The sequence below is a fragment of the Acinetobacter sp. 778_lipA genome, assembly GCF_058242985.1.
The window spans coordinates 3,770,449-3,782,306 of the sequence record NZ_JBZAYT010000001.1 but is presented as its reverse complement, the minus strand read 5'-3'; the positions used below and the strand labels follow the sequence as shown (position 1 = coordinate 3,782,306).

Here is an 11,858-nt window from a genome sequence, read left to right as displayed (position 1 = left end):
ATCTTAATTTTAAAAAATTGACATCAATCATTGCATTGCTCTCTCATAATCTAGTCAGTGTAACAACAGAATCTTCGCAATGTTTTCAGCAAGTATGCATAGACTTGAAACTCAAACAAAACACTGCGGAGTATGATCAATGAGTGGTTTATTAGACGAGTTAGGTAAAATTGCAGGTGCAGTGATTGCTGAGCAAAGTGTCGATAAGTTAGATCCTGATGCTGGCTTGCTAGAAAAAGCAGCTGGCGCATTTGCAGGTTATGAAGTCGCAAAAATTGCCGAAGATAAATTAGAAAATAGTGATGAGCAGCAGAAATCAGAGGATTAATTCAAAATCGCTAAACTCAGCTTTGGGCATTGATCTTAATCAATCCTGTATAAGATCAATAAACTACAGGGTTGAACAAGTTCAGTATTGGGATGACAGCTGTGATTAAAGAGAGGGCATATTCGATATGCTCTTTTTATTATCTGAAATAAAGATAAGCAATGAAGAAAAACATCCATAACGTAATAAAAGTATGCTTTGCCCGTAAAGCATTGCCAATTCGATCTTTGCACAATGCTTATCAATAAAATCGCTATAAAATATGGAAAAAAAGCATTTCTTTGATAGATCAATACTCGTTATATTGTGCATCGTTATAATGAAACTACTAGCTGTACGCCATGTATTTATATACTGATTTCGATCAGCAACTGATCAATGAACGTGTTGCACAATTCCGTGATCAAACGGAACGTTATTTAGCTGGAAAACTCACTGAAGATGAGTATCGTCCATTACGATTACAAAATGGTTTATACGTACAGCGTTATGCGCCAATGCTACGTATTGCTGTACCTTACGGTTTAATGAACTCTAAACAATTACGTAAAGTTTCAGAGCTTGCCAAAGAATATGACCGTGGTTATGCACACGTTTCGACACGTCAGAACATTCAGTTTAACTGGCCTGCGCTAGAAAATGTGCCTGATATGCTAGAAGGTTTAGCTTCTGTTCAGATGCATGCGATTCAAACTTCAGGAAACTGTATCCGTAATACCACAACTGACCAATATGCTGGTGTTGTTGCTGGGGAAATTGCAGATCCACGCCCAACGTGTGAATTGATTCGTCAGTGGTCTACATTCCATCCTGAGTTTGCATTTTTACCACGTAAGTTCAAAATTGCAGTTTCTGCACTTGAAGAAATTGATCGTGCAGCAACTTCATTCCATGACATTGGGGTGTATTTAACTCGTAATAAAGCGGGTGAGTTGGGTTATAAAATCAAAGTGGGTGGTGGTCTAGGCCGTACACCTATCATTGGTTCTATGATTCGTGAGTGGTTGCCACGTGAAGATTTAATTGCTTATTTAGAAGCGGTTCTGCGTGTTTATAACTTGCATGGTCGCCGTGACAATAAATATAAAGCTCGTATTAAAATTTTAGTTAAAGCATTAACACCACAAGTTTTTGCTGAAAAAGTTGAAGCTGAATTTGCTGAAACAATTAAAACATTGAAAGTTCAACCTGAAATTTTGCAAAAATTAGACGAAGAGTTTATGCCGTTTGATTATCAAAATTATGCAGATGAAGATTTCAGTGGCTTATTTGCTGAATATCCAAAGTTTAAACAGTGGTTCAATATCAATACCAATGCACATAAAGTTGCAGGCTATCGTATTGTCACTATTTCACTGAAACGTGCGGGTATTGCACCAGGTGATATGACTGTTGAAGAAATGAATTTGATTGCAGATCTTGCAGACAAATATACATTTGGTGAATTACGGACCACACACGAACAAAATATTTCATTGGTTGATGTACCACAGAAAGATTTATTTGAATTGTGGCAAACGCTTGAAAAGAATAATCTTGCTCGGGCACATATTGGTTTTATTACCGATATCATTTGCTGCCCAGGCGGTGACTTCTGTTCATTGGCAAATGCCAAATCTATTCCAATTTCTGAAGCCATTACACGCCGTTTTGATGATTTAGATACAGTCTATAACTTAGGCCATATCGACTTGAACATTTCAGGTTGTATGAATGCTTGTGGTCATCACCATGTCGGTAACATCGGTATTTTGGGTGTGGACAAAAAAGGTGCTGAATTCTATCAAATTACCTTAGGTGGAAATGCAGACCATGATGCATCAATTGGTGATATTTTAGGACCATCATTTGCAGCAGAATCTGTACCTGACATTATTGATGAAATTTTAAATACTTATCTTGATCTTCGTAACGAAGGTGAAGAATTTATTGAAACTTATCGTCGAGTGGGTATTCAACCTTTTAAGGAGCGCGCATATGCTTAATACCGCACTTCAAGTCCTCTCTAAAGATGGCACTGTTGCAGACAATACCTATCAAATCATTGCTGAAGATGGAGTATTGCCACAAGGTGATGTGTTGTTGACCGTTGAGCAGCTGGATCAGCTTGCGAATGTGACGGGGAAAAAAGCACTATTTCTTACCGTAGATGCTTCACCTGAAACCAATACGTTTCCATTAGATCAGTTAGATGCGATCTTTATTGATTTCGCCGGTTTTAATGATGGTCGTGGTTATTCATTTGCTGCGTTGTTACGTCGCCAAGGCTATACAGGCGATCTTCGTGCAACAGGCGATGTGTTTAAAGATGTTTTGAACTATATGAAGCGTTCTGGTTTCGATACTTTTGTTGTGAAAGAAGGTAAAGATATCCATGAGGCAGCAGCAGGTTTAGGTGATTTTACTCATCCTTACCAAGCCTCTACAGCTGTACCAAAAGCACATTATCAAACAGGTGCTTGATTGTATTAAGTACTGATTTTGAAATGAAAGCCGAACGAAAGTTCGGCTTTTTATTGTTCTCAAGTTAAAGCTGGTGTAGCCATTGCTTATTATGAATATGATATGAACGATATAAATTGGTATTCGGCTTTATCTGTATCGTGCCCAAATCAATATTGATTCAACATAAGATCATCTGTTGGTAAAACCTTTCTCTGATTAAAACTATTGATAAAAATTTCATCGTTGCATTTTTGCAATGTTGTAGGATGGAAAAGTCTATATATCTACAACAATGAACAGCAGATAATTAAACAAAGATGATTCATGGTGGATGAAATGTTAAATCAAACAATGGGTGACTTATCGCTACTCAAAGGCTGGAACGCAACTTTACCCAATACTGAAGTCATGCCTGTACTATTTTTGGGACATGGTTCACCCATGAATGCGATTCAAACCAATGATTTTACCCGTACTTGGAACAGCATTGGTGCAGAAATGGACGTACAGCCCACAGCAATTTTATGTATTTCCGCACATTGGCTTACCCAAGGTGGTACTGCCGTCACTGCAATGCAACAACCGAAAACCATTCATGATTTTGGTCGTTTTCCTCAAGCTTTGTTTGATGTGCAATATCCTGCTACTGGAAATAAAGCTTTGGTTGAGGCAACAACTGAAGCAATTCACAGTATAGAAATTCATCATGATCATAGTTGGGGATTAGATCACGGAACATGGGGCGTGTTATGTCATGTATTCCCACAAGCCAATATTCCTGTTGTTCAATTGAGTGTCGACTATAGTCAAGGTGCCCAATATCATTATGACTTGGCTAAACAATTAGCGCAGTTACGTCGTAAAGGGGTATTGATTGTTGCCAGTGGTAATCTCGTACATAACCTAAGCAAAATTGCCTTTGATAAATTTGATGATCATTATGGTTATGATTGGGCTTTAGAAGCTGATGCAAAGATGAAAAATTTCTTAGCCACGCATAACCATCAAGCTTTAATTGACTGGCAAAAGCAAGGTGCTGAGTTTTTATTGTCGATCCCCACACCTGATCACTATTATCCGATGTTATATGCCTTAGGCTTACAGGAAGAGAAAGATGAGTTACATATTTTTAATGATCAAGCCGTCGCTGGTTCATTAACCATGACCTCATTTCGACTTGATCAACATTAATTTTAAATGTTAAGAATATAAAAGTTGGGTTTAAGAATTCAACTTTTATAGTATTGGTGAAATTGTGTTAGTCGTATTTATTCTCTCAAGATAGAACGCTTTTAAGATCATTGTGCAATTTTCAAATATTGAGGTCTTACTTCCTTACAGAGCAGTTTAGATATCACTGAATCCATATGAAATTTAGAATAAAGGCGAATTAATAAACTTATAGAAAAATGCTGTAGCTAATGATGGTTCTAACAGTAAAGGAAATAAGAAACCATAGATTGCACCGGTAATATGCGCGCGGTGATCGATTAATGGCGAATGTCCTGAACGGATTGCATACAGGCTATAGCATAAATAAATCGTCCCAAAAATAATCGCGGGCACAGGTAAAATATAGATATAAAGCATGCCCCAAGGGTTAAACAGAATCGCACTAAATAATACTGCATTAACGGCACCCGAAGCCCCTAAACTTCGGTAGGAATTTAGGGTTCGATTATGTAAATAGCTGGGAATCGCAGCAATGATGATGGCGCTGCAATAAAATAAGACAAAGCCCATACCACTTAAGTAATCACGGAAAAACCATTCAACATTTCGTCCAAAGAAGTACAAGGTAAACATATTGAAAAATAAATGCATACCATCTTTATGGATAAAACCATGGGTTAAAAAGCGATCATATTGACCATGCTTAATCGCTGAAACATTGAAAATCAAACGATTCATTACATTGCGTTGTTGCCAAGCAATAAAAGAAATCGCAAGTGTGATTAAAATAATCAGAAGGGTATGGGTAAGACCAGTGATCATATTGTTATAAATGACGTTGTTATCGTAACAGCAATATAACCTATATCATTGTCAATCAATAGGCTATCGCAATATTCAGTTCATTATCCTTCACTCAGTTGACAGTTTACCATCCAGCGAATACCAAACTGATCGGTGAAAGCACCATATAAAGTACCCCAAAATGTAGGTTCTAGTGCCATTTCAATATGCCCATTGGCAGAGAGTGCTGTAAATAATCGCTGTGCTTCATCCGCTTCATGAGCTTCTAAGTTGATCGAAATATAATGGTTGGTGCCTTTGCTGAAAGCCGCAGTATTAGGCGCGCAAAACTGTTTGCTGGTGTCTGAACCCATCAACACGGTAAACTCATTAATCGGTAAAGAAACATGTAAAATATAGTTTTTTTCTTGGTCTGGCACTTGGACATCGGGTAGTTCGGAATAACGTTTTAAAAATGAAAATTCACCACCAAAAACAGATTTATAAAAATTAAAAGCGGCTTCAGTCTGGCCTTCAAAGTTTAAATAGTGATTGAGTTGCATTGTGATTGTCCATTTTGTTGTTTTGAAGTGATTAATTTATCAGCTCATGGTTTAAAACTTGATGAATATTTTGTAATTGAAAATAAGAATCCCTCAATCATAAATGAGGGACTCTTATTTTCTAGATTATCGCTTTTGTCTGCTTAAAGTTGTTTATCTTGTTGTTGCTCTAATTTTAATTCCTGTTTATTGGCATAACCGTCAATATCTTCATTTTGAAGAACTTCATTTGGATTTGGACGATCTACAAAGCCAATTTTTGGTACAGGGATTTCAATCTGATTTTCCACAAAACGATTACGGATTAACTCATGAATTTCATCTTTGACTTGTAGATAGTTTGCTTGCATACACCACAGTGCAAATAAAATTTCAATGGAGGATTCTCCAAAGGCAGAAACAGTCACACGTGGTTTTGGATCTGCTAAAACCAACGGGTAATCGTTGGCAACATCAATTAAAACTTCACGAACTTTATTGATGTTCTCATTAAAGTTAATTGCAACTGTAATCGACAATCGCCGTATCGGGAATTTTGATAGATTATGTACAGGGGCGCGAATCAATTGCTCATTGGGGAGGCGCACATAGACATTATCCATGGTCAAAAGCTTCACGGAAAGTAAGTCAATGGAAATCACTTCACCTTCAATGGTATGTCCACGAATCAGGGTGATTTGAATTGTATCGCCAACTTCAAATGAACCTTCGCCAATTAAAAATAAACCACTGATTAAATTCGATGCTGAAGTTTGTGAGGCAAAACCCAATGCAACAGTTAAAATCCCTGCTGCACCTAAAAATACGCTGAGTTTAAAGCCCGCTTCTTTTAAGCTGGCGATCACAAACAGTAAGAAAATAAAATAAAAAATACCTCTACGCCAAACCAAACGTTGATGTGCATTAAAGCGTGCACCTATGGTGCGGATAAAGGTATTGGAAATAACACGTGCCAGTACAAAACCAACAAAGCAGAGGATCAGAGCAACAGCAATTTCACTTAAGCGGTCGACATTTACATTGGTAAAGATGCCTTTTAGGCTATTGGCAATGTCTTTGGGAATATTGGATTCAGCCATTTTTACCTCATCCCTTAGAAAAATGAATCAAACATATTGAACAAAGCGCCACCTGGTGAGCGTGGCGGATGTACATAAATCACTTCGCCGGCCAAAGGTGGTGTACGATTTTCAATTCTTACACGGGCAGGGCGGTCATTGCCTTCATACACGACCTTGATTTGTGATGTCCATAAACGTCCTGTGCTTTCACTATAAAATAAAGGTAGCGCAGGAACAGGCACATTCATACGGTCAAATCGAAGCTGATGACTACTGACGTTGTGGAAATCAATCGGTGTTACTGCACGAAAGGCACGTGGACGTAATAAATTTAATTCGGTACGACCATCGACTGAGGTGGCATAACACATTTCACCTGTGCGGTGATCAGGGCCAAACCATGTATCCTTAGGTAAAATTACGGGAATATCAAATAAGGGTTCTTTTTGGGCTTGCACAAAACCTGAAATCCACAGGGGTGTACTGATGTAGAGTGTACCGCGTTGGCCTGCTGGAATATAAATTGGATCGACAGGACGAATCACTACAGAGCGATCAGCTAAACGGGGCATGAGTTGAAACGCTTTATGGGTCTCGCGAAACATATAGCGTTCAACATGTACAGGTTCAGGAAAACCAAAATTTACATCATGGATTTTATGCCATTGCTGTTCATAGTCATATTGGAATTTTGGACGATAATATTCCAAGCGCCATTCTTGCAGACCACGAGTAATGCGCATCATCATAGAACCAAATTGCCATGCTTTGGATTGGTTCAATTCAAACAGTTGTTCTCCCCACCACTTTAAATCAGGGAGTTCTGGTTCCAGATGTTCTTTCTTCTTAGACAAAAGTGTTTATCCCATTCATAAAATCATCATCAAATCTTTAACAAACAGACTTCACGCTGTCATGAGCATAGAGTACACTCAAAGCAATTTAAATCATTAATATAAGTTGTAATGCAAGTTCTCAAACAATTACAAATACCATATAGTTTTGCAAAACGGCATGGAGTGCTGTTGCGTTATGAAGGTGATCAAGTTTTTATTGTTCGCCGTCAGGATACCGCACAAATTGCGATTCAGGAAGCCCGCCGCTATCTCGGTCGTACAGCACAACATCAATTATGTAATGAAACTGAGTTTAATCACATGCTCAGTTCAAGCTATGCAGGTGAAACGGGCGAATCACAACAGGTTGCCGCTGGTCTTGAAGATCACCCTGATCTATTGAGTCTGGCCGATCAGATTCCTGAAACTGAAGATTTGATGGATCAGGAAGATGATGCACCAATTGTGCGACTCATCAATGCTTTATTGTCTGAAGCGATTCGAGTCGGGGCTTCAGATATTCATGTTGAAGCCTTTGAAAAGAAATTATCTGTTCGCTTAAGGGTAGATGGGCAATTGCGTGAAATCGTACAGCCTCGTCGTGAACTTGCGCCATTGTTGGTATCGCGTATTAAAGTTATGGCAAAACTCGATATTGCAGAAAAACGTATTCCACAAGATGGTCGTATTTCTTTACGTCTTGCAGGACGTGAGGTGGATGTCCGTGTTTCGACCTTGCCATCGTCGCATGGTGAACGTGTCGTTATGCGTTTGTTGGATAAACAAGCGGGTCGACTCAACATGACCCATTTGGGTTTAATGAAGCCTGACTATGAGCGTTTAACCCAATTGGTTCATCGTCCACATGGCATTATTCTAGTCACTGGCCCTACAGGGTCGGGTAAAACGACGACTTTGTATGCCGCGCTTTCTGATTTGAATGATGGTTCTAAAAATATCCTCACTGCTGAAGATCCGATTGAGTATCAACTTGAAGGGATTGGGCAGACTCAAGTGAATACCAAAGTGGATATGACCTTTGCCCGTGCGTTAAAAGCCATGCTTCGTCAAGATCCAGATGTGGTGATGGTGGGGGAGATCCGTGATTTGGAAACGGCTGAAATCGCAGTTCAAGCCTCTTTAACAGGTCACTTAGTTTTGTCTACGCTACATACCAATACTGCAATTGGTGCTGTGACCCGTTTAAAAGATATGGGCATTGAACCCTTCTTATTATCCAGTTCATTGATTGGGGTGATTGCCCAGCGTTTAGTTCGGACATTGTGTTCTCATTGTCATACATGGCGTGAAGCAGATGACTTTGAAAAAGATGTATTTAAACCTGTGAGTTTGGAATCGAATTTAAAACTGCCTGTGCCGAACGGCTGTGATTTTTGTTCCCATACGGGCTTTACAGGACGTACTGCGATTTATGAAATTGTGCCGATTGATGAGCAGATGCGCCGTTTGATTCATGGTAATGCAGCAGAATATGAGCTTGAAGAATATGCACGTAAAGATGCAGGTTCAATTCGAGATGATGGTTTACGTAAAGTATTAGCGGGTAAAACCACAATGGAAGAGGTTTTACGTGTTACCAATGAAGCGGCTGAATAATTGAAAATTATTTATCTATCTTTTTAAAATTTTCTCAGAGTATGCTTTAGGCTTTATAATTTAGCTATAAATTCTACAGAGCCTTTAGTTACTTTTATAAGTATAGTTTCTGGTTCGTTCTCAGGTGTTAAAATAATCTGCTTATTTATTAAATTCGAAATACAAATCATGTAGTTGATGATTTTTTCATGGTCTTGTAGTGAATTAATATCATTTGGATTAATATCATTTTCAATTTTGTCGACTAAGAAAAAATGATTATTTATCTGAGTTTTGTCTAAATAGAGATTAGCATGTCAACATAGATTATGAGCGTCATTTAAACATTCTTGAAGGACTTCAAAATTAATTTGGCTCTCATTCTTTTGTGTCTGCTGGTTAAGCCATTTGATTGTATAATTTTCATTTACAAAGGCAGTCCATTTTTTAGGTCTTTAATATTAGTATCGAATATATAAAGGTCTCTTAGAGTATCATCGCAATAATATATTTTATCTTTTAGTTCTACCCAGTCCATAAAAAACCAACCAGAAAAATAAAAGTAAGCATTACCCCTACCTAAAAATAAATTTATACTTCTAGGTAGGTTTTATCATAGCATTAAACAATCACATTCAATGTCACATCAATATTGCCACGAGTCGCATTTGAATATGGACAAACGATATGTGCAGCATCTACTAATTTCTGTGCTTCTTCTTGCTCTAAACCTTCTAAATGAATATTTAAAGTCACTTGAATACCAAAACCAGTAGCAATTGGACCAATACCAACATCACCTTCGATATAAACATCTGGGGTAATTTTTAAATGATCACGATTTGCAACGAACTTCATCGCACCAAGGAAGCAAGCAGAATAACCTGCTGCAAAAAGTTGTTCAGGATTGGTACCACCACCAGTCCCGCCCATTTCTTTAGGCACTGCTAATTTAACATCTAAAATTCCGTCTGATGATGTTGCACGACCATCACGACCGCCAGTTGCTTTTGCATGTGCTGTATAAACCACTTTTTCTAAAGACATCGGAAATCTTCCATTTTTGATTGTGTTCAATTATATCGTATACGATATAAATATTTAAACAAGTAGCATTTGTGTAAAATTTGATAACTTTAGTTTGAAATATTTTCGCGTAAATTTGAAAGAAGATCTTTCAATTGAGTAATGCTATCTAAATCACAAGCACTGGCTTGAGCAACTTTTAATGGAATATCCACGGCTTTTAATTTTAGTGCATGACCTTCAGCAGTGAGGCTGATAATCACTTGACGTTCATCTTTCGTAGAACGTTCGCGGTTAACAATACCATTACTTTGTAATTTTTTGAGTAAGGGGGTAAGCGTAGATGATTCTAAAAAGAGTTTTTCACCGATTTCAGACACAGTTAGACCATCTTTTTCCCAAAGCACTAACATAACTAAATACTGTGGATAGGTCAGTCCTAGTGGTGTGAGTAATTTACGATAAAGTTGATTTAATGCTAAGTTTGTAGAGTAAACAAGAAAGCAGAGTTGATGATCAAGATTTAAGTTTGAATAGTCTTGTTGCATGCTTGTCTCGTGAAGATATTACGCCTCACAAGTATAACGTTGTTTTGTCTTGTTCAGGAAATAAAAGTCATTAATGGCAATACGGACTTAGAATGACATCAATTTGCGATGTTGCATTAAAGGCATTGATTCACGAATTGAGCGCTGCTCATTCAAATTAAAAGGAACTGTCATCAATTGCGCACCTTCTGCATCTGTGATCGCTAAAATTTGTCCACGACTATTAGTTGCGCCAGCATGTCCCCAGGTTTGACGTTTTTCACCATGCCAACCTTGTTGTGCTGCACCTAAAACATGACATTGACTGTCCATCGCACGTGCTTGAAGTAATAACTGCCAATGCATTTGGCCTGTGGTATAGGTAAATGCAGCTGGTGCAGTCAAAATATTTGCACCTTGCGCTCTCAAGGTGAGTGCAAGTTCTGGAAAGCGTAAGTCGTAGCAAACCATCAAACCGATTTGTCCAAAAGGTGTTTTCGCGACAACAACATCACTGCCTGGTTCAAAAAACTGAGATTCTTGATACCCGCCAACAGCGTCACCCACGTGTACATCAAACAAGTGAATTTTGTCATAACGTGCTTCAGTGCCTTCTGGACTGATACATAGGCTGACAGTACGAACTCGACCATCAGCAATAATTGAACCATCTGGACGGAAAGGGCAAGGTAAAGTCCCTGCAACAATCCATATTTGATAATGATGTGCTAAGTTTTCTAAACGCTTTTGAATTTCTTCAAAACGTGCAGCAGTTTCCCGTTGTTTACCTGCGGCAAAGCAGACAAAATTTTCAGGAAACACAATCAAAGAAGCGCCATCAGCTTTACTTTGTTGTATCAACGACTCAATCACACTGAAGTTTGCTTCGATGTCATTTTGAGAGTTCATTTGAACAACGGAAAGTAAAGTCATGGGCTATCCCTGATAAAGCAATCTTGAGATGATTAAGCGTTTTGCTGGTTTGAAGATACACATTCCATAGTATCTTGCTGCTTTTCAAGTTGTTTAACTAATGGCTCGAACATATTTTGGTTGTTTTCATTGAGCTTCATTAAAGTTTTATGTGCATCGAGAACGGTACACAGCATTGTGCTGTGATTAACATTATCGTCAATCAAAGCATTGGTGCACACTTGAGGGTCACCACAGTAATTTAAAATGACAAAAACCTGCCCTAAGCCCATGCTATTGGCTAGAGTGGTAATATCTGGATTTGTGGACAGCATCACCGCTTGGATGTGGTGTACTTGTTTCAACTTTAAGCCAAGCTTGGCAAGTATTCCAAGAACTGTACTATCAATAAATGTGGTTTGGGTTAAATCAACAATTGCGCCAATGACGTTTTTTTGTTGTTCAATCCTTGCCAAAAGTTTGTCTAAACTAATACAAGATTGGGCTCGCACTTCACCAATAAGTTTGAAAATATGCGTTCCATTCAAGCTTGCATATTCAACATGACCTGTTGACATATAAATGCCATTTGCAGAGAAGGATAGGAA

General features: G+C 38.3%; 13 protein-coding genes. 5 read left to right on the top strand and 8 right to left on the bottom strand.

Annotated elements, in window-relative coordinates:
- Window positions 1-139: 139 nt before the first annotated feature.
- From AC4CUY_RS17875 to ygiD, 4 genes are all read left to right on the top strand, one after another.
- Window positions 140-328 (top strand): hypothetical protein, encoded by a 189-nt coding sequence (locus AC4CUY_RS17875; protein ID WP_490774527.1) that lies wholly within the window; start codon window positions 140-142, stop codon window positions 326-328.
- 341 nt (window positions 329-669) lie between these two features.
- On the top strand, window positions 670-2,313 hold the full coding sequence (locus tag AC4CUY_RS17870) for a nitrite/sulfite reductase (RefSeq protein WP_490774526.1): 1,644 nt from the start codon (window positions 670-672) through the stop codon (window positions 2,311-2,313).
- Window positions 2,306-2,791 carry a DUF934 domain-containing protein gene (locus tag AC4CUY_RS17865; protein WP_490774525.1) on the top strand — a complete coding sequence of 162 codons (486 nt, stop codon included), beginning with the start codon at window positions 2,306-2,308 and terminating at the stop codon, window positions 2,789-2,791. Before AC4CUY_RS17870 ends, AC4CUY_RS17865 begins: the two co-directional genes overlap by 8 nt.
- A gap of 306 nt (window positions 2,792-3,097) precedes the next feature.
- On the top strand, window positions 3,098-3,964 hold the full coding sequence (gene ygiD / locus AC4CUY_RS17860; protein WP_035371919.1) for a 4,5-DOPA-extradiol-dioxygenase: 867 nt from the start codon (window positions 3,098-3,100) through the stop codon (window positions 3,962-3,964).
- Between the two features lie 183 nt (window positions 3,965-4,147).
- Here ygiD and AC4CUY_RS17855 read toward each other — a convergent pair whose 3' ends face one another.
- The 4 genes from AC4CUY_RS17855 to AC4CUY_RS17840 form a co-directional block, all read right to left on the bottom strand.
- A complete protein-coding gene (locus AC4CUY_RS17855) occupies window positions 4,148-4,768 on the bottom strand; it encodes a rhomboid family intramembrane serine protease (protein WP_336953592.1) in 621 nt (206 codons plus the stop codon).
- Window positions 4,769-4,851: 83 nt separating this feature from the next.
- Complete coding sequence (locus AC4CUY_RS17850; RefSeq protein ID WP_490774524.1) at window positions 4,852-5,292, bottom strand: VOC family protein; 441 nt, start codon at window positions 5,290-5,292, stop codon at window positions 4,852-4,854.
- A gap of 143 nt (window positions 5,293-5,435) precedes the next feature.
- On the bottom strand, window positions 5,436-6,371 hold the full coding sequence (locus tag AC4CUY_RS17845; protein ID WP_336953594.1) for a mechanosensitive ion channel family protein: 936 nt from the start codon (window positions 6,369-6,371) through the stop codon (window positions 5,436-5,438).
- 14 nt (window positions 6,372-6,385) lie between these two features.
- Window positions 6,386-7,207: a DUF432 domain-containing protein gene (locus AC4CUY_RS17840; RefSeq protein ID WP_004725984.1), complete on the bottom strand. Its 822-nt coding sequence runs from the start codon at window positions 7,205-7,207 to the stop codon at window positions 6,386-6,388.
- A 111-nt stretch (window positions 7,208-7,318) separates the two neighbouring features.
- Between AC4CUY_RS17840 and gspE the strand changes: the two genes are divergently transcribed.
- Window positions 7,319-8,806, top strand: coding sequence for a type II secretion system ATPase GspE (gspE, locus tag AC4CUY_RS17835; protein WP_419358874.1), 1,488 nt, complete (start codon window positions 7,319-7,321; stop codon window positions 8,804-8,806).
- A gap of 600 nt (window positions 8,807-9,406) precedes the next feature.
- Here gspE and AC4CUY_RS17830 read toward each other — a convergent pair.
- The 4 genes from AC4CUY_RS17830 to gigB form a co-directional block, all read right to left on the bottom strand.
- Window positions 9,407-9,832: an organic hydroperoxide resistance protein gene (locus tag AC4CUY_RS17830; RefSeq protein WP_490774523.1), complete on the bottom strand. Its 426-nt coding sequence runs from the start codon at window positions 9,830-9,832 to the stop codon at window positions 9,407-9,409.
- 89 nt (window positions 9,833-9,921) lie between these two features.
- On the bottom strand, window positions 9,922-10,359 hold the full coding sequence (locus tag AC4CUY_RS17825; protein WP_336953597.1) for a MarR family winged helix-turn-helix transcriptional regulator: 438 nt from the start codon (window positions 10,357-10,359) through the stop codon (window positions 9,922-9,924).
- Between the two features lie 87 nt (window positions 10,360-10,446).
- On the bottom strand, window positions 10,447-11,271 hold the full coding sequence (locus AC4CUY_RS17820) for a carbon-nitrogen hydrolase family protein (protein ID WP_336953598.1): 825 nt from the start codon (window positions 11,269-11,271) through the stop codon (window positions 10,447-10,449).
- Between the two features lie 32 nt (window positions 11,272-11,303).
- Window positions 11,304-11,828 carry an anti-anti-sigma factor GigB gene (gigB, locus tag AC4CUY_RS17815; protein ID WP_016539397.1) on the bottom strand — a complete coding sequence of 175 codons (525 nt, stop codon included), beginning with the start codon at window positions 11,826-11,828 and terminating at the stop codon, window positions 11,304-11,306.
- Window positions 11,829-11,858 lie beyond the last annotated feature (30 nt).